Source organism: Streptomyces sp. NPDC054961, assembly GCF_053609145.1.
The window spans coordinates 61,630-82,952 of sequence record NZ_JBSGWY010000033.1; the positions used below are offsets into that span (position 1 = coordinate 61,630).

Genomic DNA, 21,323 nt, shown 5'->3' on the forward strand with positions numbered 1-21,323 from the left:
GCCACCTGCTCCCCGGCGGCCCCCGGCCGCCGGCCGCCCCGGACCATGACGATGACAAGGACAATGACGGGGTGAACGACGCCGCCGATGACCGGATCATCATCGCCCTCGACTTCGACCGCCGCGCCGACGCCGAGGCCCTCGTGGACCGCCTCGGGGATGCCTGCGGGTTCTACAAGGTCGGCCTGGAGCTCCTCACCGCGGCCGGACCGGACCTCGTCCGCGCACTCGTCTCGCGCGGGCACGAGGTGTTCCTCGACCTGAAGCTCTTCGAGATACCGGACTCCGTGGCCGGTGCGGTCCGCGCGGCCGGATCGCTGGGCGCGTCCATGGTCACCGTGCACGCCATGGGCGGTACGGGGATCATGACGGCGGCGGCCCGGGCGGCGCGCGAGTTCCCCGGGCTGAAGGTGCTCGCGCTGACGGTGGTCACGAGCATGACCGGGAGCGACCTCGCCGACATCGGCATCGCCGCCGGCACCGACGAGCAGGTCCTGCGGCTGGCCCGGCTCGCGGTGGACGCCGGGTGCGACGGGGTGATCGCCGCGCCCCGGGAGACGGGGCCGCTGCGCCGCCTGTTGGGGCCGGAGCGACTGATCGTCACGCCGGGGGTGAGGCTGTCCGCCGGAGCGCCGGCGGACGGGGGCCCGCGGGGCGCGGAGGCGCCGGACGGGCCGGACGGGCCGCCCACGGGCGCGGAGGCGGGCGGGCACGCCCGCGCCGGTACCCCGGGGGCCGCCTTCGCGGCCGGGGCCTCGTACGTCGTGGTGGGCCGGTCGGTGACACGGGCGGCCGATCCGCTCGCGGCGCTGCGGCGGGTCGCGGCGGGCGGTTAACCCCTGCGGGTGACGCGGATATCCACAAGCTGGGGATCGTCCACAGGGCCGAGCGGGATCGGGCGGGACGGCGGATCGTGAGGGGCGTCCGGGCGCTGGGTCCGGACTTCGGATCGCATCCCGTCTGGTGGTGGCCTCATGACCGCGACGTCCCGCGCCTTTCCCCTTTCTTCCTCTCCCTCCCCCTCCCCCGTGTCCTCTCCCTCCCCTTCGTCCTCTCCCTCCCTCGCCCCCTCGGTCTCTCCCGCCTCGTCCCCCGCGGCCGTTCCCGGTCCGGCTCACGCCTGTCACGGCGGCTCCGCCTCCCGCCCCGTCCCCCGGTCCGCTTCCACCACGTGTCCCCCCGCGCGCGCCGTGCCGCCCTTTCCCCCGCTCCGCGTGGGCCGGGGCGGAGACCGCCTGCGCAGGGCGGTGCGGCGCCGGCGGCGCAGCGCCGCGGCCGGGCTGGCCGTCGTGGCGGCCGCGCTGGCGGTGGGCGGGACCGAGGCGCAGGCCTCGCGGGGCTCCGCGCCGCCCGCCGTACGGGCCTCCCGCGGGGCGGCGCCCCCGATGGCGGTGCGGATGGTGTCGGCTCCGGTGCGCATCGCGGACGCGGGGACGGTGCGTCTGCTGCGGCCCGGCGACCGGGTGGACGTGGTGACGGCGGAGCGCACCGGGCCGCCCCGGGTTCTGGCCTCGGGCGCCACGGTTGCCGAAGTACCCGATCCGGACAAGGGTGTCGGGGACGGCGGTGCGCTGGTGGTCCTGTCCGTGCCCCGGGAAACCGCGCGGGCGCTCGTGGCGGCGGGCACCGTATCCCGGCTGGCGGTGGCGGTGTGTTGATTCGCACGAACGCGCGGTCAAGTCACCTCGGGACGGGGGTCGATGGGACACGCCGGGCCCGGACTGCCGTAGCTTTCGGAACCGTTGGCTCCATGTTCGGCAGATACGACGAAAGGCTCAGTGGTGAGCGAGAAGAAGAAGGTGAGCGTGCTGGCAGGCTTCAAGGCCTTCCTGATGCGCGGCAACGTGGTCGACCTGGCGGTGGCCGTGGTCATCGGCGCCGCGTTCACGAACATCGTGAACTCGGTCGTGAAGGGCCTGATCAGCCCGGTGATCGGCCTCGCCGGCACACAGAGTCTGGATGCCTACAAGAGCTGCATCAAGGATCCCTGCGGGATCGGCCCGGACGGCAAGCCGACGGGCGTGGAGCTCCTCTGGGGCTCGGTGCTCAACGCCGCGCTGACCTTCCTGATCACCGCCGCGGTCGTGTACTTCCTCATGGTGCTGCCGATGGCGAAGTACCTCGCCCGGCAGGAGGCGCGCCGCAAGGCCAGGGAAGGCGTGCACGAGACCATCGAGATCACCGAGCTGGAGGTCCTCAAGGAGATCCGGGACGCCCTCGTCGCCCAGCGGGGCCCGAACGGCGGTGGCGGCATGGCGCCGGGGTCGCGCGACGGCTACTGACCGCCCCGGCGGCTCAGACGTGGTGCGGCGGCTTCTCGTCGAGGAAGCGGGCCAGATCGGCCGCGCTTCCTCCGGCGGGCGGCCGCTCGCCCCAGCCGCGGTCGGTGTCGTCGGAGGACTGCTGGTCCAGCGGGTCGTCGAAGACCAGCCGCGGCCTGGGCTTCGGCTGCGGAGCCTGCTGCGCGGGCTCCGGGGTCCGGGGAGCCTGCGGGTCGGTGGCGGGGGCGTCGCTCATGCCTCCAGGGTACGGCCGCCCCCGCCACCGGCTCCGCTCAGCTGGGAGCCTCGGCGCCCTTGCGGGCGTAGAACCACCAGCACACCGCCAGGCAGGTGGCGTAGAACCCGATGAACATCCACAGCGCGTTGGTGACCGCCATGGCGGCGAACATCGCGGGGATGAAGAAGAAGCCGTAGGCGGCGATGGCCGAGGAGAAGCCGGTCACGGCCCCCGACTCCATCTCCGACTGCTTCATGGCCGCGGCCTGCGCCTCGGCGCCCTTGCCCTCGGCCTCCTTCATGTGGAGGTCCCGGAAGATCACCGGGATCTGCCGGAAGGTCGAGCCGTTGCCCAGGCCGGAGAAGGCGAAGGCGACCAGGAAGCCGATGAAGAAGGCCCAGAAGCTGCCTTCGTCGCCGCCGGCCGGCAGGGCGAAGATCACCACGACCAGGGCGGCGGCCATGCCCACGAAGGACAGCATGGTGACCTTGGCTCCGCCGATCTTGTCGGCGAGCCAGCCGCCTCCCCAGCGCATGAGCGCCCCGACGAACGGGCCGATCCAGGCGTAGGTGGTGGCCTGGTAGCCCTGCGACTCGAAGTTGTCCTTGATCAGCAGGGGCAGGCCCGCGGCGAAGCCGATGAAGGAGCCGAAGGTTCCCACGTAGAGCCAGGTCATCAGCCAGTTGTGCTTGCGCTTGAAGATGATCTTCTGCTCGCTGAAGGGGGCCGCGGCCACCCTGAGGTCGTTCATCAGGAACCAGGCGGCCAGCGCCATGATGACCAGCAGCGGCACCCACAGGAAGGCGCCGTTCTGCAGCCAGATGTCGGTGTCCTCCTTCCCGTCGTGCTGCGGGCCGCCGGCGGGGGCGCCCAGCACGGCGGCGGTGACCACCAGCGGGGCGACCAGCTGGACCACGCTCACGCCGAGGTTGCCGAGACCGCCGTTGAGGCCGTTGGCACTGCCCTTCTCCCGCTTGGGGAAGAAGAAGCCGATGTTGGCCATCGAGGAGGCGAAGTTCGCGCCGCCGATGCCGCAGACGGCCGCGATCAGCACCAGCTCCCAGTACGGGGTGCCGATGTCCTGGAGCGCGAAGCCCAGCCACAGCATCGGGCCGACCAGGATGATCGTGCTGAAGGCGGTGAATTTCCGCTCGCCGAAGATCGGCCCGATGAAGGTGTACAGGATCCGGAAGGTGCCGCCGGTGATCCCGGGGATGGCGGTCAGCCAGAACAGCTGCGACTTGGAGAAGGCGAAGCCGACGTCGTTCAGCTTGACCACGGTCACCGACCAGACCTGCCAGACGACGAAGCCGAGCATCAGGGCCGGGATGGAGACCCAGAGGTTGCGCTGGGCGACCCGGTGGCCGGTGGCCTGCCAGAAGCCGTCGTCCTCGGGCCGCCAGTCGGCGATGGTGGCCCCCGGCTTGTAGGTCTCCGCCCGGTGGCTGCGGGGCACCGACGGAGTCGGCGTGGGTATCGACATGGTCATCGGTCCTTCGGGTCGAGGAGCCACAGTCCGATCACGGCGCAGAAGGAGAGGATCAGGAACCCCGCCCCCCACCAGGCCGTGCCGGTGTTTCCCTTCATCCACTCGTTGACGGTCACGGTGAGCGCCCAGAGCTGGCCGATCACGACCGTGAGGGCCAGGGCCAGCCGCGCGTTGAGCCGCGAGGAGCGCTCGGGTTCCTGCTCGGTGCCGGCTCCGGGGCCCGGGCCCGTGTGCCGGATCCGGGGGTCCCCGTACCCGCTGGTGGAGCGGATCTGGGGGTACCGCTCGTGCACCGGCCGGTTGAGCCGGGGCTCGGCACTGCCCGGGTGGTACTCCGGGCGGGGAGGCAGCGGCGCCTCGCTCATGTGGGCCTCCGTTCGGGGGCTCCGGGGCGGCCCGCGCCGGGGCAGCCCACGCTGGCGGACTCCCCCGGGTGGTCGTCGCCGAACTGCCGGCAGAGCGCGTCCTTGGCCTGCTCTCCCGACCGGGCGGTGGCGACGGCCCAGACGCTGCCGTCGACCTGCTCGGTCAGGAAGATCCTGGGCAGCGGGCGCGGCGGCGGGCCCGCCGTCACCTCGCCGGTGCGGACGTCGAACACGCCCTCGTGGCAGGGGCAGTACAGCTCCCCGTCGACGCCCCGGTCCTCGCGCCAGAGCACTCCGCAGGCCAGGTGGGTGCAGACGGAGGAGTAGCCCACGAGGGAGCCGTCCGCGAGCCGCACGGCCAGGGCCCGGTCGTCCTCGCCGGGGAAGCGGAAGGCCACGGCCTGGCCCGGGCCGAGCCGGCCGGTGACCCGCTTGGGCTCGGGCAGGGACTCGCTGTCGCCGTGCCGGTGCAGGATGCCGGCGGCGACGCCGACCCCGCCGATGGCCAGGCCGCCGGACACGGTGGCGACGATCCGCAGGTAGTCGCGGCGGGTGGTGAGGGAGTCGGCGCTGATCCGGTCGCGCAGCTGCGCGACCGCCGCGTCGGCGTCCGCGCCGGCGTCCGGGTCCGGGCCGGGACCCGGGTGGGGAGGGGGTTGTTCGGTGACGCTCATCGGACGTCGACTCCATTCACCTCGACGACGGGCAGGCCGCCGGGGACGGGCCACTGGACCTTGTCGGCGGGGACGACCATGGCCACACCGGTCTGGACGACCACGTCGCCGAAGGCGAAGGAGTCGGCGACCTGCACGCCGGGGCGCTCCGCCTGGAGCTCTTCGAGGGTTCCGTAGAAGAGGGCGCCCGTCGGGCAGACGGTCGCGCACATGGGGGCCAGCCCGTAGGCGGTGCGGTCGTAGCAGAGGTTGCACTTCATCTGGAGCTTCGCCTGGAGGTCGATCTTCGGGATTCCGAAGGGGCAGGCGTTGACGCAGTTGGAGCAGCCGATGCAGCGGGTGGTGTCGGCCTGCTGGACCACCCCGTCGGCGGTCACCAGGATCGCGTCGGCGGGACAGACCTCGGCGCAGGGCGCGACCGGGTCCTCGCAGTGCATGCAGACGCTCGGGAGGGAGGCGACGGACGTGCCGGGTTCGGTGTAGTCCAGGTGGATCATCGATTTGCCGCGGTGCGAATCGCACTCGCGGCAGGCCGAGACGCAGGCCTGGCATCCGATGCACCGGCCCGGGTCGATGAAGATCGTGCGGCCCATCATGGCGGGTCAGCTCCTCTCCGCCGTGCCACGGCCCTGCGGGGACGTGGGGGGCAGGGGGTCGGTGCGGGACACCTGGGTCTCCGGATAGGCCTCGTGGCCGGGGGCCGTGGGCGGCGCCGGGACCTCGTCGACCCGCTCGGCGGCCTCGAGCCGCGCCGCGCAGACCTTGTACTCGGGGATCTTCGAGCGGGGGTCCAGGGCGTCGATGGTCAGGGCGTTCGCGGCCGTCGGGACGGGCCAGTGGTACGGGATGAAGACGGTGTCGGGGCGGATGGCCTCGGTGACCAGGGCCGGAAACACCTCACTGCCGCGGCGGGTGACCACCCGTACCGGGTCGCCGTTGCGGAAGCCGTGCGAGGGGTGGACCTCCACCCAGGGGCGGGGGGTCTGCTCGACGAGGGCGCCCAGGCGGCGGGTCTGGTTGCCGGAGAGGAAGTGCGCGACGGTGCGGCCGGTGGTGAGGGAGAGGGGGTACTCCTCGGTGTAGGCGTCCATGGGCGGATGCCATTCCACGACCTGCAGGTGGATCTTGCCGTCGGGGTGGTAGGTGCGGCCGTCCTCGAACAGCCGGGGCGTGCCCGGGTGCTCGGTGGACGGGCAGGGCCATACGATCCCGCCGGTCTCGTCAAGGCGGTCGTAGGTGATGCCGTAGTAGTCGTTGACCGTGCCGGCGGAGGCGACGCGCAGCTCCTCGAACACCTCGCGGGAACCGGGGAAGTCGAAGTGCTTTCCGGCGCCGAGCCGCCTGGCGAGCTCGCACATGACCCAGGTGTCGGTGCGCACCCCGGCGGGGGGTTCCTGGGCCTTGTTGTGCTTGACCACGCGCGCCTCGGCGTTGGCCATCACGCCCTCGTCCTCCGCCCAGGTGGTGACGGGGAAGACCACGTGCGCGTTGGCGGCGGTCTCGGAGAGGAAGAAGTCGAACTGGGCGTGGAACTCGGCGGCGTCGTAGCCCTCCTTGACCACCGTGTAGTGGGGCAGCGAGACGAAGGGGTTGTTGCAGATGCCGATGAGGCCGCGGATCTCCTTGCGCTGCATCTGCCAGACCATCTCCATCATGGAGGTGCCGGCGCCGGGGAGTTCGGACTCCTCGATGCCCCAGATCCGGCAGATCTGCTCGCGGTGCTCCGGGTTGGTGATGGAGCGGCCACCGGGCAGGAGGTCGGACTTCTGGCCGTGCTCGCGCCCGCCCTGGCCGTTGCCCTGGCCGGTGATGGTGCCGTAGCCGGCGCCGGGCTTGCCGATGTGGCCGGTGGCCACGCACAGGTTGATCACGGACAGGCAGTTCTCGACGCCCTGGGAGTGGTGCTCGATGCCGCGGGCGTGCCAGGCCATGGCCTTGCCGGCGCCGGCGAAGACGCGCGCCACCTGGACGATCTGCGAGGCCGGTACCCCGCAGATCTCCGCGGCGCGGGACGGCTGGTACGCGGCGACGGTCTCCTTGACCTCGTCCCAGCCGGTGGTGTGCGCCGCGATGTAGGCCTCGTCGGTCAGGCCCTCGGCGATGACCACGTTGAGCACGGCGTTGAAGAAGGCCGAGTCGGTGCCGGGCTTGAGCGCGACGTGGATGTCGGCGGTGCGGGCGATGGCCGTCTCGCGCGGGTCGATCACGATCAGCGAGGCGCCGCGGTCGCGCGCGCCCCACACGTACTGGGTCATTACCGGGAAGCACTCCCCGACGTTCGACCCGGCGATGAGGAGGCAGTCGGTGAGGAGGATGTCGGAGAAGGGGTTGCCGGCCCGGTCGATGCCGAAGGCGAGCTTGTTGGCCCCGGCGGCGCTGACCATGCACAGCCGGCCGTTGTAGTCGACGTGCTTGGTCTTGAGCGCGACGCGGGCGAACTTGCCGACCAGGTAGGTCTTCTCGGAGAACAGGCTGGCCCCGCCGAGCAGCCCGAAGGCGTCGTTCCCGTAGGCGCCCTGGATGCGGCGGATCTCGGAGACGGTGAAGTCCAGCGCCTCGTCCCAGGAGCACTCCGTGAACTCCTCGTCCCGCGTGCGCCGCATCAGTGGCGCGGTCAGCCGGTCGGGGTGGTTGACCTGCTGGTAGGCGTTGATCCCCTTGGGGCACAGCCGCATCCGGTTGATGTCGTGGTTGCGGGGTTCCACGCCGAAGACCTTGCCGCCCTTGTCGACGCGCAGGTACATCCCGCACTGCACGCCGCAGAAGCAGCAGTGGGTGGGGACGAGGGTCTCGCCGTTCTGGTCGGCGTGCCACTGGTCGGCGGGGATGCCGCCGGCGTCGCGGAAGTTGCGGGTGCCGGGCGGGGCGATGGACGGGTCGATGGATACGGCTACGGGCCGGGACGCGGCCTGGGCGGGGTCCGTCGCGGTCACTTGAAGCCCTTCTTGACGCGGTTGAGGTAGGCGCTGCCGCGCAGGACGCGCTTGCAGCGCGGGCAGTACTCGGCCCAGGCGTCGAAGTCGAGCTTCAGGTCCTTCATCGTGTCGCGCAGGTTCTCCACGTAGGGGGCCGTGTCGACGGGCTCCGCGCAGCGCTTGCAGTGGAAGACCTGTTCGTCCTGGCGGGCCGTGTACTTGAAGAGCTGCATGCCGACGGCGGCCGGGCGCTGGACGATGTGGAAGAACTTCCCGAAGGGGATGTAGATGAGGGTGAACACCACCGACACCATGTGCAGGATGGCCAGGAACTCGTATCCGCCGCCGTGCAGGAAGATCGACGAGAAGGTCAGCAGCAGACCGGTCACCGAGACCACGATCAGGCAGATCAGCGGCAGCAGGTCGTAGGCGAAGCGCTGGCCGGTCATGGCGCCGCGGTCCTTCATCCGCCGCCACAGGAAGTACGAGGCCCCGGGGATGACGAGGACGGCCGCGATGTCCAGGCCGTGGAACATCAGCCAGCCCAGGAGGTCGAGGGAGTCGAAGCCGAGGACCTTGACGCCCCAGATCCGCATCTCGTACCCGGGCCCGGTCGCGCTGTCCCCGGTGAAGGTGAACCAGCCCCAGGTCAGCGGGAAGGTGATCGCCGCGGCGAGGAGGCAGCCCCAGAACATGAGCTGGTGGGCGATCCAGCGGGAGCGCGAGCGGGCGCCGAGGAACTTCTGGAAGCCGAGGTAGGTCGCGATCATCTTCGGCAGGGCGGTGGGTGCCCTGCGGAAGTTGTCGGCGGAGAAGAAGCTGCCGAAGCCCTTCTTGAAGAGGCGGCGCGCTCCGGGCGCCGAGACCCACACCGTGTACCGGTAGGCCACGCCGAAGGCCAGGAAGACGGTGGCGACGGCGTACGGCAGCAGGGCGGAGTCGAAGTCGCGCAGCAGGCGGCTGCCGAGCACGATCGCGATGACGAGCAGGAGCGAGACGACCGTGCCGGCCAGGGTGGCCCGTGCGGTGACGGACCGCCCGGCCGGCCGGGGGGTCTCGGGCGCGGGTGGGGGCGGCGGCGGGGGCGGCGCTGCTTCGATGACGTCTGAGGGCTCGGACACAGCACCACGCTAGGTGGCCTGTACCGATTCGGCCCGTTTTGCCTAGGTCATCGGTGCGCCGTCCGGGTGACCTCCACCAGCAGCCGCGGCGGGCCCCGGCGGGCTCCGGCGGTCCCCGGCCCCGGCCCCGGCGCCTCAGACCGCGTACAGTCCCCGCGCCGCGAAGACCGCCTTGGCCTCCGCGACCTGCCCGGCGGTCGGAGCCGGCGTGTCCCGGAGGGTGAACTCCATATCCAGCGCCTCCCACTTGCTCTCCCCCAGTGTGTGGAAGGGGAGCACGTCGACCCGCGAGACATTGCCGAGGGCGCCCGCGAAGGCCGCGACCCCCTCGACGTTCTCCCGGGCGTCGGTCAGCCCCGGCACCAGCACGAAGCGCAGGTGCACCTCCTTGCCGAGGCCGGCGAGGCGGCGGGCGAACTCCAGGGTCGGTTCCAGCGGGCGCCCGGTCACCTTCGTGTACGTCTCCCGGTCCCAGGACTTGATGTCCAGCAGGACCAGGTCCACGTCGCGCAGCAGCGCGTCGGTGGCGCGGGCCCCGAGGAAGCCGGAGGTGTCCAGGGCGGTGTGCAGCCCGAGGTCGTTCTTCATCCGGTACAGCAGCTCGCCCGCGAAGACGGGCTGGAGCAGCGGCTCTCCGCCGGAGAGCGTGGCGCCGCCCCCGGAGGCGGCGATGAACCGGGTGTACTTGCGGGCCTCGGCGATGACGTCGTCCGCCGAGGTGCGCTTGCCGTCGCGCATCCGCAGGGTGTCGGGGTTGTGGCAGTACAGGCAGGTCAGCGGGCAGCCGGACAGGAAGGTGACGAACCGGGTCCCGGGGCCGTCGACCCCGGTGGACAGGTCCCACGAGTGCACCGAGCCCTCGCTCGGCCGCTGGGTGGCGGCGGCGGCGGGCGTCCGCCCGGCGCTCACGCCGATGGCGTCGGCGTGGCCGACGGGCAGGCTCGTACCGAAGAGGACGGTCATGGCGGGTGCTCCAGCTTCCGGGTTCCGGGGACCGATCTGGTGGCGCGCGGTCCCGGGGCCGGCTGGGGGCCGGCCCCGGGGCGCACGGTGCGGGTGCGCGGTGCGGGTGCGCGGTGCGCGGGTCTCCCGCGGGGGTCAGAGAGAGCCGTGGAAGGTGCGGTTCAGCACGTCGAGCTGCTGAGCGCGCGTGAGGCGGACGAAGTTCACCGCGTAGCCGCTGACGCGGATGGTCAGCTGCGGGTAGTTCTCCGGGTGCTCCATGGCGTCCATGAGCGTGTCGCGGTTGAGCACGTTCACGTTCATGTGGAAGCCGTCGACCGCCATGTAGCCGTCGAGGACGCCCGCCAGGTTCTTGATCCGCTCCTCGGGGGTGCGGCCCAGGCCGTCGGGGGTGACGGTGTTGGTCAGCGAGATGCCGTCCTCGGCGTCCGCGTAGGGGAGCTTGGCGACCGACAGCGCCGAGGTGACGTAGCCGTGGGTGTCGCGGCCGTTCATGGGGTTGGCGCCCGGGGAGAACGGCTCGCCGGCGCGGCGTCCGTCCGGCGTGTTGCCGGTCTTCTTGCCGTAGACGACGTTCGAGGTGATCGTCAGTACCGACTGGGTGTGCTCGGCGCCGCGGTAGGCCGCGTGCCCCCGCACCTTCTTCATGAACTCCTCGACGAGCCGGACGGCGATCGAGTCGACGCGGTCGTCGTTGTTGCCGTAGGCCGGGTAGTCGCCCTCGACGGTGTAGTCGGTGACGAGGCCGGTTTCGTCGCGGTGCGCGGTGACCTTGGCATACTTGATGGCGGACAGCGAGTCGGCGGCGACCGAGAGGCCGGCGATGCCGCAGGCCATGGTGCGGCGCACGTCGCGGTCGTGGAGCGCCATCTCGATGCGCTCGTACGCGTACTTGTCGTGCATGTAGTGGATGACGTTGAGGGCGTGGACGTAGGTGTCGGCGAGCCACTCCATCTGCGCGTCGAACGTGGCCATCACCTCGTCGTAGTCCAGGACCTCGGAGGTGATCGCACCGGTGGCCGGACCGACCTGGGCCCCGGACTTCTCGTCCCGGCCGCCGTTGATCCCGTAGAGCAGGGTCTTGGCGACGTTCACGCGGGCGCCGAAGTACTGCATCTGCTTGCCGACCGGCATGGCCGAGACGCAGCAGGCGATGGCGGTGTCGTCGCCGAAGCGCGGGCGCATCAGCTCGTCGGACTCGTACTGCACCGAGGAGGTGTCGATCGAGACGCGGGCGCAGAACTCCTTGAAGCCCTGCGGCAGCCGCGGCGACCAGAAGACCGTCAGGTTCGGCTCGGGCGCCGGGCCGAGGTTGTACAGGGTGTGGAGGTAGCGGAACGAGGTCCTGGTGACCAGCGGACGGCCGTCCTCGCCCATGCCGCCGATCGACTCGGTGACCCAGGTGGGGTCGCCGGAGAAGAGTTCGTCGTACTCCGGGGTGCGCAGGAAGCGGACGATGCGCAGCTTGATGATGAAGTCGTCGACCAGCTCCTGGGCCTGCTCCTCGGTGAGGAGGCCGGCCTCGATGTCGCGCTGGAGATAGACGTCGACGAAGGTGGAGGTGCGGCCGAGCGACATGGCCGCGCCGTTCTGCTCCTTCACGGCGGCCAGGTAGGCGAAGTACAGCCACTGAATGGCCTCGCGGCCGGTCCGCGCCGGGCCGCAGATGTCGTAGCCGTAGGAGGCGGCCATCGCCTTGAGCTCGGCGAGGGCGCGGATCTGCTCGGAGAGCTCCTCGCGCAGGCGGATCGTCTCCTCCAGCGAACGGTGGCCCGCGGGGAGGGAGTTGAACTCCTCCTTCTCCTCCTTCTTGGAGGCGATGAGGCGGTCGACGCCGTAGAGGGCCACGCGGCGGTAGTCGCCGATGATGCGGCCCCGGCCGTACGCGTCCGGCAGGCCGGTGACGATGCCGGCCTTGCGGGCGGCGCGGATGTCGGGGGTGTACGCGTCGAAGACGCCGGCGTTGTGGGTCTTGCGGTACTCCGTGAAGACCTTCTCCAGGTCGTCGGAGACCGGGTAGCCGTAGGTCTCCAGGGCGCCGGCGACCATGCGCCAGCCGCCGAAGGGCATGATCGCGCGCTTGAGCGGGGCGTCCGTCTGGAGGCCGACGATCAGGTCCTTGTCGCGGTCGATGTAGCCGGGGGCGTGCGCGGTGATCGTCGACGGGATGTCGTGGGCGACGTCGTAGACGCCCTTCTCGCGCTCCTGCGGGAACTTGTCCGTGATGGCCTTCCACACGGCGGTGGTGCGCTCGGTGGGGCCGGCGAGGAAGGTGTCGTCCCCCTCGTACGGCGTGTAGTTCTGCTGGATGAAGTCGCGGACGTCGATGGCGTCACGCCACAGGCCGCCCTTGAAGCCCTTCCAGGCCTCGCCGTTCTTCGTGGTTTCCGCAGGAGTGGCAGTCATCGCCCGCACCTTCCTCAGTCGCCTCATTGCTTGTATCCATTGCACGCCTTTTGATCGATCATTTGGCGCCGCGTTGGTCCCGAACTGGGGCCCAGAAGTCCCCCCGCTTCCGGGATCGAGGACCCCGAACCCCGCCTGACCAGGCATTTCGATCGGGACCAAAGCCCTTCCCCTGCTTGTGAAAGTTTTCACAAGCAGGGGAAGGGGCTCGGCCGTCCTTCCGGCCGACCGGGCCCAGCCCTGTCGGCCGGGCTCCCGCGGCACTAGCTCGGCGCTTCCGCGCCCTTCCGGGCGTAGAACCACCAGGCCACGGCCACACAGCTGGCGTAGAAGGCGACGAAGCCCCACATCGCGCTGGTCACGGCGAAGTTGGCGAACATCGCCGGGATGAAGAAGAAGCCGTAGGCGGCGATGGCCGCGGTGAAGCCGGTCACCGCGCCCGACTCGATCTCGGCCTGCTTCAGGGCCTTCGCGTACGCGGGGGTGCCCTCCGTCAGGCCCTTCAGGTGCTGGCCGCGGAAGATGACCGGGATCTGGCGGAAGGTCGAGCCGTTGCCGATACCCGAGAAGAAGAACGCCGAGAGGAAGCAGAGGAAGAACCCGTAGAAGGAGCCGGTGCCGGAACCGGCCGGCAGGAAGGTGATCACGCCGATGATCGACGCGCCCATGCCCGCGAACGACAGGATCGTCACCCGCGCGCCCCCGAACCTGTCGGCGATCCAGCCGCCGGCCCAGCGGGCCAGCGCGCCGAGCGCCGGGCCCATCCAGGCGTAGGTGGCCACGGAGTACGCCGGGAAGGTGGTCTTGATCAGCAGGGGCAGGGCCGCCGCGAAACCGATGAAGGAGCCGAAGGTGCCGACGTAGAGCCAGGTCATCACCCAGTTGTGCTTGCGCTTGAAGATGATCTTCTGCTGGCTGAAGGGGGTGGAGGCCACCTTCAGGTCGTTCTGGCCGAACCAGGCGACGGCCGCGAGCACGATCAGGACCGGGACCCACACGAACGCGGCGTTCTGGAGGTAGATCTCCGTGCCGTTCGCCTTCTTCTGGCCCGTGCCGATCGCCAGGACCGAGGAGGTGATCAGGATCGGGGTGAGCAACTGGACCACGGAGACGCCCAGGTTGCCCAGGCCGCCGTTGATGCCCGTCGCGTTGCCCTTCTCCTGCTTCGGGTAGAAGAAGCCGATGTTGGCCAGGGAGGAGGAGAAGTTCGCGCCGCCGATGCCGCAGAGCGCGGCGATGGCGACCATCGTGCCGTAGGAGGTGCCGGGGTCCTGCACCGCGAAGCCCAGCCACAGCAGCGGCACGATCAGCACGACCGTGGAGACCGCCGTGAAGCGGCGCTGGCCGGTCATCGGGCCGATGAAGGTGTAGAGGATGCGGGCGCTGCCGCCCGTGATGCCGGGGACGGCCGTCAGCCAGAACAGCTGCGACTGCGAGAAGCCGAAGCCGACGTCCTTCAGGTTGGTCGCCGTGATGCTCCAGACCTGCCAGACCACGAAGGCCACCAGCAGGGCCGGCACCGCGATCCACAGGTTGCGGGTGGCGACCTTCCTTCCGGTGGACTGCCAGAAGGACGGGTCCTCGGGCGTCCACTGCGCGATCGTGCGCCCGGGGCGGTACTGCTCCGGATCGGGCACCTGCACTCGGCCGGTCGCCGGCCGCACGTCCTGCTGGGCGGAACTCATGGCACGTCCTGAACGTTGAGAGGGGCGGAGAACTGAAGCTGAAGGTCCTGACTCCTTCAGGGTCCGCCCGCCGGGCGCCCGCCATCAGGGGAGAACGTCGCAGGGGCGACGGGCCCAAGTCCCGCCGCACACGGCCCGTTGGCACGGCGCGCGCAGAGCCTTAGGGCCGGGATGAGTCCGCCCGGGGCACACGGATGGTGAGGGCCGCGCGCCTCGCCTGCCGAACCCCGCGGGGCTGCTGTCCTGGCCGCATGGCTCTGGTGTACGTACCCATGACCGCCCGCAGCCGGGACGAGGGCCACCGGGCCTCGACCCCGCTGGAGCTGTTCTTCGACCTCTGCTTCGTCGTCGCCGTGGCCCAGGCCGGGGCGCGGCTGGTGCACGCGCTCGCCGAGGGCCATCCCGGCACGGGCGTGATCGGCTACTTCTTCGTCTTCTTCGGCGTGTGGTGGGCGTGGATGAACTTCACGTGGTTCGCCTCCGCCTACGACTGCGACGACGTGCCCTACCGGATCGCCACGCTCGTCCAGATCACCGGCGTGCTCGTCTACGCGGCCGGGGTGAGCCAGGCCTTCGACATGAACGACTGGACGGTGGCCGTCATCGGCTACCTGATCATGCGGGTGGCGCTCACCGCCCAGTGGCTGCGGGCCGCCGCGGGCGAGAGCGGCGAGGCCCGCACGGCGAACCTGAAGTACGCGGCCGGGCTGGTCGTCTGCCAGGCCGGCTGGGTGGCGCTGCTGTTCGCACCGGACGGCTCGAAGCGCTGGCTGTTCCTGCTCCTCGTGGCCGCGGAGCTCCTGGTCCCGGTGTGGGCGGAGCACGGACACCCGACGCCGTGGCACGCCCACCACATCGTGGAGCGCTACGGCCTGTTCACGATCATCGTGCTGGGCGAGACGATCGCCGCGAGCACGGTGGCCGTGAAGTCGGCGATCGACGAGCACGAGGCGCTGGGCGAGCTGCTTCCCCTCGCCGCCGGCGGGCTGCTGATCGTCTTCGCCGCGTGGTGGATCTACTTCGCGGCCCCGATGCACGAGCGGCTGACCTCCAACCGGGTGGCGATCCCCTGGGGTTACGGACACCTGCTGGTCTTCGCCTCGGGCGCGGCGATCGGCGCCGGCATCGAGGTCGCGGTCGAGCACGCGGTCGGCAAGGCCCACATCTCCCAGACCGCCGCGAACGCGTCCGTCACCGTCCCGGCCGCGCTCTTCCTGCTGATGGTCTGGCTGCTGCACTCCCGCCACTTCAAACGGGGTCCGGCCCAGCAGCTGACCCTGCCGGTCGCCGCCGCCGCGGTGCTCGCCTGCGCGTGGGCGGGCACGTACGCGGTCCTGTACGCGGGCCTGGTCTCGGCGGCGGCCGTCGCGGTCGGCCTGATCCTCGCGGTACGCGCCGGCCGTCCGGCCGGGTGACCGCGCCCTCCCGGACGGAGTCCCGGGGACGGCGCCGGGCCCCGGGCCGTCACTCCGGCGCCGTCCCCGCCGTTCTCAGCGCAGGACGCCACGGCGGCGACAGGAAGAGGCTGCTCGGATGACACTCCCCCCACAACGGCACGGCACCGGAACCGACCCCGGCAGGGAACTGGCCGACCCGGCCTTCTGGAAGGCTCCGCCCGCCCACCGCCTGGCGGCCTTCGCCCGCCTGCGCGCCCTCGACTCCCCCGTGTTCGTCCCCGAGGGGACCACCGGGCACTGGGCCCTCGTACGGCACGCGGACGTGCAGGAGGCGAGCCGGCTCCCCAAGGTGTTCGCGAGCGCGCCCGGGGTGACCACGCCCGAACCGGCCCGGTGGGTGCGGGCCCTCTTCGGGGACTCGATGGTCAACCTGGACGGCGCGGACCACGCGCAGCTGCGCAAGATCGTGCAGCGGGCCTTCACGCCCCGGCTGCTCGCGGCGGCCGAGGAGGACGTCCATGCGGTGGCCGCCCGGATCGTGGACGACGTACTGGCCCAGCGGCCGGAGGAGTTCGTCTCGGCGGTGGCCTCCCGGCTGCCGCTGGAGGTCATCTGCAACATGATGGGCATCCCGGAGCGCTACCGCGCCGAGATCGCCGACCGCGTCAACCACGCCTCCGAGAACATCGGCGTGGAGCGGGGCCTCGCCTCCCGGCTGCGGATGCCCGGCCGCGGGCTGCGGGCCCTGGCCCGCATGCAGCGGATGGTGGCGGGGATCGGCCGCGAGCGGCGCAAGAACCCGACGGACGACCTGATCTCGGCTCTGGTCACCGCGAACGTGGACGGGCAGGCCCTCGGCGCCCGCCAGCTCGGCGCGTTCTTCTCCCTGCTGATGGTGGCCGGGGTGGAGACCACGCGCAACGCCATCACGCACGGCCTGACCCTGCTGACCGACCACCCGGACCAACGCGACCTGCTGCTCGGGGACTTCGAGAAGCACGCGGACGGAGCGGTCGACGAGATGATCCGCCACTCGACGCCGATCATCCAGTTCCGCAGGACGGTGGCGGCCGAACACACCTTGGGCGGACGCCTGTTCACGCCCGGCGAGAAGGTGGTGCTGTACTACGCCTCCGCCAACCGCGACGGGGACGTCTTCCCCCTGCCCGACGCCTTCGACATCACCCGCTCCCCCAATCCCCATCTGGGATTCGGCGGCGGCGGCCCGCACTTCTGCCTGGGCGCGCACCTGGCCCGGGTGGAGATGAAGGCCCTCTTCCGCGAGCTGCTGACCCGCCCGGTCGCGCTCCGCGCGGTCGGCCTGCCCGATCTCGCGGGCTCCAGCTTCGACAACCGGGTCCGCTCGCTGCGCTTCGCCTTCGAACAGCCCTGAGGGGCCGGCGGACCGGCCACCGGGCGGGCTGGGCGCCCGGCGGCCGGGGCGGGGGGGCCGCCGGAGCGGGAACGCCGGGTGCGGGCGGAGACTACCGCTGCAGGCGGCGCACCGCGAGGACCGCGTGGGCGCTGCCGGTGAGCACCGACTCGTCACCCGCGAACGCCTGCAGGGTCTCCGCCGAGACCGGCCGGCCGGGGGCCGCCTCGGGCCAGGCCCGCGTGGCGAAGAGGAAGTACGCCTGGCCGCTGTCGTCCGCCGCCTTGACCCACTCCGGCGGGGCGGTGCACTTCGCGTTCATGCCCGGCAGGGTCAGCGCGATCTGGTTGCCCTCCAGGAGGATCTGCACCGGGAAGCCGGCCGGGTTGCGGACGCCGTCCATCACCACGTCGCCGATGGGCAGGCCGATCTCCTCCAGCAGCCCGCGGGCGGCCGCCTCGCTCGCCGCCGGCCCGTCGGGTCCGTCGCCGAGGATGTAGGCGAGGAGGTAGGGAATGTCGTGGGCCTCTTCGGGATCGCCGATCCACGCGAGCACCGAAAGGGTGCCGAGCTTGGAGCGGTCGAGTTCGGCCTGGGTAGAAGTCATGCGCCGCACCTTAGTGGCCGGGGCCCCGTCCCTTTGACGCCGTTTCACCCGGCCGGGCTAGACGGCCCAGAATCCACCTCCGGAATTCGCCTGCATGTTCGTGTCCTGGTACTGGAGCCGCACGATGCGCGTGTTTTCCGGGATTTCGAACACCACCCAGCCTTCGGCCCGCTCACCCACCGCGAGGGAATCGAAGACGAGTGGTTTGCCGGTCGTGAGCTCACCGGTGGGCACCACCGGGTGGCGCTGCCCCGCGCCGTCGAGCGCCCACATGCGCCCAAGAGCCCCGTACGAGGCCCCGCCGACGTTGACGAAGGACATCGAGGCGGCCACCCAGCGCTTGCCGGCGGCCGGGGCGAAGTTCTTCTCCACGCTCACGGCCGGGTCCACGTACGCGTTGAGCACCACCTGCAGGTGACGGCCGACCTCCTTGCCCTTGACCCGTACGGAGTCACCCACGTGGGCGTCCTTCGGGGCGGCGCGTCGCACGGCCCCGCCCTCCTCCGCCACGGGGTCGTCCCCGGCGCCCGGTGCGCCGTCGTCCACCGGTACGGCGGGCGCCGCGGCCGGGGCGAGCGCGGCGCCCTCAGGGGCGCCGGAGCAGGCCGTGGCACCGAACAGCAGGAGCGGGAGGAGGGCCGCGGCGGCGAGGGCGGAAGCCGTGGAGGTGCGGGGGGAGGACTGACGCATGCGGGATCCCTTCGGGGATCTTCGAGGACGTATTACGGCCAGTTTCACGCGCCCGAGCAGGCAATTGCACTCACCGACACGAGCAGGCGGAACGCATTGCCCTCCATATGCCAGCACAATGCGTTCCGGCGGAATTCCGCAATCCCCCCGCAACCCCCGTCCAACAGGAGGAACGATGGCCGCGTCCGGCCCCCGCATGGCCCTGGCCGCACTCGCCGCACTGGGCGCCACGGCGGTATTCACCGCCCCGGCGAATGCCGCGCCCTACGGAAATGACATTTACGTATCTTCGGAAGCCCACATCGCCGAGGACGGCACGATCCACCTCTCCGGGGCCTACCACTGCACCTCCCCGTCGCGCTCCGGAGCGGTGCAGATCAAGGCGACCGTCGTCCAGGACGACGTCCGCCTCAGCATCGGCGCCGGCGAAGCACGGTGCGACGGCACCGAGCACGAGTGGTCGGCCCACGGCACGCTCCGGCTCACCCCGAGCATCCACGCGGGCGAGGCCATGGCCGAGGCCCGGCTGCAGGAGGTCCGCTTCGGCCGTCTGCTGCCGCGTTCGGTCGACACCATCGCCGAGTACGCCCACCCGGTCACGGTGATCGACCACCGGTAGACCGTCGGAGTGCGCGCGACGCCCCGTCCGGTAGCCGCCGCTACCCGGACCCGGGCGTCGGCGCGTCGGCGCGTCAGCGCGTCAGCCGGACAGCGGTGTCGGTGGTGTAGGCGTGCGGGCGGTGTCGGCAGCGTCAGCGGCACTCGGGCGCGACGCCCGTCATCGACATGAAGGCCACCGTCTGGCACCGCGGGTCCGCGTGCGGGCGCCCGGTCGTCCAGTCCACCACCTTCGGCACCCCGGCGGCGAGCAGCAGCAGCGCCAGGACGCCCGTCACGGCGCCCCTGTTCAGCCGGCGCACGGCAGAACCCGCGACAGGCGCACCACCGGCAGGACCCGCAGGATCACAATCCGTTCCCGTTCCATGGTCCGCATCTTCGCCCCACCTCGCACGACCCACAACTCGACGTGACCGATCGGTCACGGCGCGCTGCGCGCCGCGTGGCCCGCCGCGTCGAACTCGCACCACACCGCCTTGCCGTCGCCACGGGACTCCACGCCCCAGTGCGTGGCCAGGGCGTCCACCAGCAGCAGCCCGCGCCCGGTGGTCGCCGACTCCCCCGGCGTGCGCCGCCGCGGCCACACGCTGGAGCGGTCCTTGACCCAGAGCCTGATCCGCCGGACGGGCTCGGGCAGCACCTCCATCGTCAGCACCGCTCCGCCCTCGGTGTGCAGCAGGGCGTTGACCAGCAGCTCTCCCGCCGCCAGCTCCACGTCGTCGGCGAGCTCCGGCATGCCCCAGTCGCGCAGCGCCTGCCGCAGGGCGTAGCGGGCCTCGGAGAGCCCCTCCGGGTCCGCCTGGTGGACGTACTGGTGGATGCGCGGGGCCCGGTGGGTGCCCGGGTCGGGGGCCCGGCGCAGCACCAGCAGGGCCACGTCGTCCCCGGAGCCCCAGCGCTCCCACAGCCGGTCTGAGAGGTGGTCGGCGAGCGCCCCGGCCTCCTGGGGGCCGCTGCGGACCGCGTGGGCGAGGGCGTCCATGCCCTGGGTGATGGCGGTCCCGGGCTCCTCCACGAGGCCGTCGGTGCACAGCACGAGGGTCTCGCCGGGGACCAGGTCGAGCCGGGTCTCGGGGAACTCCTCCTGCTCGAAGGCCGTGGCCAGTCCGAGCGGGAGGCCGCCGCGCACGTTGGGCCAGCCCGTTCGCCCGTCCGTGTGCCGGATCAGCGGTCCGAGGTGGCCCGCGCGGACCGCCCGCACCCCTCCGCTCTCCAGGTCCACCTGCGCGTACATGCAGGTCGCGAACCGTTCGGTGTCGAGCTCGGCCAGGAAGCGCGAGGCGCGCGCCAGCACCGTGGACGGCGGATGGCCCTCGCCCGCGTAGGCGCGCAGCGCGATGCGCAGCTGGCCCATGATGGCGGCGGCGTGCGTGTCGTGGCCCTGTACGTCGCCCACCACGATCCCGACGCGGTCGCGGGGCAGCGAGATCACGTCGTACCAGTCCCCGCCGACCTCGCGCCCGCTCCAGGCCGAGTGGTAGCGCACGGCGATCTCCCCGCCGGTGATCTCGGGGATCCGGCGCGGGAGCATGGCGGCCTGCAGCATCGTGGCGAACTCGCGCTCCTGGTCGAAGAGGAGCGCCCGCTGGAGCGACTGCGCGACGATGCCGGCCAGGCCGAGGCAGAGGTTGCGCTCCTCGGGGCTGAACTCGGTGCGCCGCCGGTAGAAGAGCACCAGCCCGCCGATGGACTTGGCCTGGGCGATGAGCGGCAGGTAGGCGGCGGCGTCGTACTGGATGCGGTTGAGGTAGTCGGAGAGCAGCGGGAACTCGCCCGAGAGCTCCGCGAGCGAGGTGACGAAACGCGCCTTCCTGGTGAGCACCGCCTGCGACAGCGGCAGCGAGCCGTCCAGCCGGGTGAACTTCCGCTCGCTGAGGATCTCCAGGGACTCCCCGCTCAGGGCGATGATCTTCATGGTGCCGCCCTCGACCAGCCCCAGCGCCAGACCGTCCGCGCCGAGCCGTTCCAGCGCGCCCGCGCCCGTCAGGGTGGCCGTCACGTCGTCGACCGTCACCGCCCGCGACAGGGCCTCCGTGGTCCGCTGCACGATCGTGGCCTGCTGGGCACGCGCCGACTCCAGCTTGCGCAGCACCGTGAGGTGGGCGAGCTCCGCCGTGGCGTCCCGGACGATGCCGAGGATCCGCACGGGCCGGCCGTCACCGTCGCGCACCACCCGGCCCTGGGTGTGCGTCCACTGGTCGCGGCCGTCGCGCCGCTGCACCGTGAAGTACTGGCCGTACGTCTCCTCCCCGCTCTCCAGGACCGCCAGCACGGTGTCCGCGAGCCGCGCGCCGTCGTCGGGCGGGATCCGCAGCCCCAGGCCCTCGGGGGTGTCGTCGAACTCCTCCGGCTCCAGGTCGAAGACCGTCATCCCGGCCTCGTCCAGCACCAGGGTCCCGGCGACGAGGTCCCACTCGAAGCTGCCCATGCCGTTGAGCGCGAGCCGCTCGCCGGGGCCGGTGAGGGGGCTCGCGGACCTCTGCGCATCCGGTCTCTTGTCGCGTCGCTCCGCCGCTGCCACG

20 protein-coding genes are annotated in these 21,323 nt (G+C 71.7%); 6 read left to right on the forward strand and 14 right to left on the reverse strand.

Translation table 11 applies throughout. From position 1 onward, the window contains the following. Positions 1-71 precede the first annotated feature (71 nt). The 3 genes from pyrF (at position 72) to mscL (ending at position 2,282) form a co-directional block, all read left to right on the forward strand. Positions 72-836 (forward strand): orotidine-5'-phosphate decarboxylase, encoded by a 765-nt coding sequence (gene pyrF, locus ACWF9Z_RS26330; RefSeq protein WP_453605787.1) that lies wholly within the window; start codon positions 72-74, stop codon positions 834-836. A 378-nt stretch (positions 837-1,214) separates the two neighbouring features. Then, entirely contained in the window at positions 1,215-1,658 is a 444-nt protein-coding gene (locus tag ACWF9Z_RS26335; RefSeq protein ID WP_453605788.1) for a hypothetical protein, read from the forward strand. Positions 1,659-1,781: 123 nt separating this feature from the next. Then, a complete protein-coding gene (gene mscL, locus ACWF9Z_RS26340; protein ID WP_453605790.1) occupies positions 1,782-2,282 on the forward strand; it encodes a large conductance mechanosensitive channel protein MscL in 501 nt (166 codons plus the stop codon). A 13-nt stretch (positions 2,283-2,295) separates the two neighbouring features. On the opposite strand, the gene ACWF9Z_RS26345 is transcribed toward mscL, so the two are convergent. The 10 genes from ACWF9Z_RS26345 to ACWF9Z_RS26390 all read right to left on the reverse strand — a co-directional run bounded on the left by ACWF9Z_RS26345 (position 2,296) and on the right by ACWF9Z_RS26390 (position 14,117). After that, a complete protein-coding gene (locus ACWF9Z_RS26345) occupies positions 2,296-2,517 on the reverse strand; it encodes a hypothetical protein (protein ID WP_453605792.1) in 222 nt (73 codons plus the stop codon). A 37-nt stretch (positions 2,518-2,554) separates the two neighbouring features. Further along, positions 2,555-3,982 carry a NarK family nitrate/nitrite MFS transporter gene (locus tag ACWF9Z_RS26350; protein ID WP_453605794.1) on the reverse strand — a complete coding sequence of 476 codons (1,428 nt, stop codon included), beginning with the start codon at positions 3,980-3,982 and terminating at the stop codon, positions 2,555-2,557. A gap of 2 nt (positions 3,983-3,984) precedes the next feature. Beyond that, positions 3,985-4,353, reverse strand: a complete 369-nt coding sequence (locus ACWF9Z_RS26355; protein WP_453605795.1) for a DUF6755 family protein — start codon at positions 4,351-4,353, stop codon at positions 3,985-3,987. Beyond that, positions 4,350-5,027 carry a QcrA and Rieske domain-containing protein gene (locus ACWF9Z_RS26360; protein ID WP_453605797.1) on the reverse strand — a complete coding sequence of 226 codons (678 nt, stop codon included), beginning with the start codon at positions 5,025-5,027 and terminating at the stop codon, positions 4,350-4,352. Before ACWF9Z_RS26360 ends, ACWF9Z_RS26355 begins: the two co-directional genes overlap by 4 nt. Continuing rightward, a complete protein-coding gene (locus ACWF9Z_RS26365; protein ID WP_453605799.1) occupies positions 5,024-5,623 on the reverse strand; it encodes a 4Fe-4S dicluster domain-containing protein in 600 nt (199 codons plus the stop codon). Before ACWF9Z_RS26365 ends, ACWF9Z_RS26360 begins: the two co-directional genes overlap by 4 nt. A 6-nt stretch (positions 5,624-5,629) precedes the next feature. After that, a complete protein-coding gene (locus tag ACWF9Z_RS26370) occupies positions 5,630-7,960 on the reverse strand; it encodes a molybdopterin oxidoreductase family protein (RefSeq protein ID WP_453605800.1) in 2,331 nt (776 codons plus the stop codon). Next, positions 7,957-9,063 carry an MFS transporter gene (locus ACWF9Z_RS26375; protein ID WP_453605802.1) on the reverse strand — a complete coding sequence of 369 codons (1,107 nt, stop codon included), beginning with the start codon at positions 9,061-9,063 and terminating at the stop codon, positions 7,957-7,959. Before ACWF9Z_RS26375 ends, ACWF9Z_RS26370 begins: the two co-directional genes overlap by 4 nt. A 135-nt stretch (positions 9,064-9,198) precedes the next feature. Next, positions 9,199-10,026 (reverse strand): pyruvate formate-lyase-activating protein, encoded by an 828-nt coding sequence (gene pflA / locus ACWF9Z_RS26380; RefSeq protein ID WP_453605804.1) that lies wholly within the window; start codon positions 10,024-10,026, stop codon positions 9,199-9,201. Between the two features lie 135 nt (positions 10,027-10,161). Next, entirely contained in the window at positions 10,162-12,432 is a 2,271-nt protein-coding gene (gene pflB, locus ACWF9Z_RS26385; protein ID WP_453605806.1) for a formate C-acetyltransferase, read from the reverse strand. 263 nt (positions 12,433-12,695) lie between these two features. Then, positions 12,696-14,117 (reverse strand): MFS transporter, encoded by a 1,422-nt coding sequence (locus ACWF9Z_RS26390; RefSeq protein ID WP_453605808.1) that lies wholly within the window; start codon positions 14,115-14,117, stop codon positions 12,696-12,698. Positions 14,118-14,368: 251 nt separating this feature from the next. On the opposite strand from ACWF9Z_RS26390, the gene ACWF9Z_RS26395 reads away from it, so the two are divergent. Continuing rightward, on the forward strand, positions 14,369-15,532 hold the full coding sequence (locus tag ACWF9Z_RS26395) for a low temperature requirement protein A (RefSeq protein WP_453605810.1): 1,164 nt from the start codon (positions 14,369-14,371) through the stop codon (positions 15,530-15,532). Positions 15,533-15,650: 118 nt separating this feature from the next. After that, positions 15,651-16,907: a cytochrome P450 gene (locus ACWF9Z_RS26400; protein ID WP_453605811.1), complete on the forward strand. Its 1,257-nt coding sequence runs from the start codon at positions 15,651-15,653 to the stop codon at positions 16,905-16,907. A 91-nt stretch (positions 16,908-16,998) separates the two neighbouring features. Here the strand turns inward: ACWF9Z_RS26400 and ACWF9Z_RS26405 are convergent, their stop codons facing one another. Both ACWF9Z_RS26405 and ACWF9Z_RS26410 read right to left on the reverse strand, forming a co-directional pair. After that, positions 16,999-17,493: a DUF5949 family protein gene (locus ACWF9Z_RS26405; RefSeq protein WP_453605813.1), complete on the reverse strand. Its 495-nt coding sequence runs from the start codon at positions 17,491-17,493 to the stop codon at positions 16,999-17,001. A gap of 57 nt (positions 17,494-17,550) precedes the next feature. Then, positions 17,551-18,183 (reverse strand): DUF4352 domain-containing protein, encoded by a 633-nt coding sequence (locus tag ACWF9Z_RS26410; RefSeq protein ID WP_453605814.1) that lies wholly within the window; start codon positions 18,181-18,183, stop codon positions 17,551-17,553. A 175-nt stretch (positions 18,184-18,358) separates the two neighbouring features. On the opposite strand from ACWF9Z_RS26410, the gene ACWF9Z_RS26415 reads away from it, so the two are divergent. Continuing rightward, positions 18,359-18,802, forward strand: a complete 444-nt coding sequence (locus ACWF9Z_RS26415) for a DUF6299 family protein (RefSeq protein WP_453605816.1) — start codon at positions 18,359-18,361, stop codon at positions 18,800-18,802. A 133-nt stretch (positions 18,803-18,935) separates the two neighbouring features. Here the strand turns inward: ACWF9Z_RS26415 and ACWF9Z_RS26420 are convergent, their stop codons facing one another. Further along, positions 18,936-19,103, reverse strand: coding sequence for a hypothetical protein (locus tag ACWF9Z_RS26420; protein ID WP_453605818.1), 168 nt, complete (start codon positions 19,101-19,103; stop codon positions 18,936-18,938). Between the two features lie 119 nt (positions 19,104-19,222). Then, positions 19,223-21,322 carry a SpoIIE family protein phosphatase gene (locus ACWF9Z_RS26425; RefSeq protein ID WP_453605843.1) on the reverse strand — a complete coding sequence of 700 codons (2,100 nt, stop codon included), beginning with the start codon at positions 21,320-21,322 and terminating at the stop codon, positions 19,223-19,225. Position 21,323: the final 1 nt, after the last annotated feature.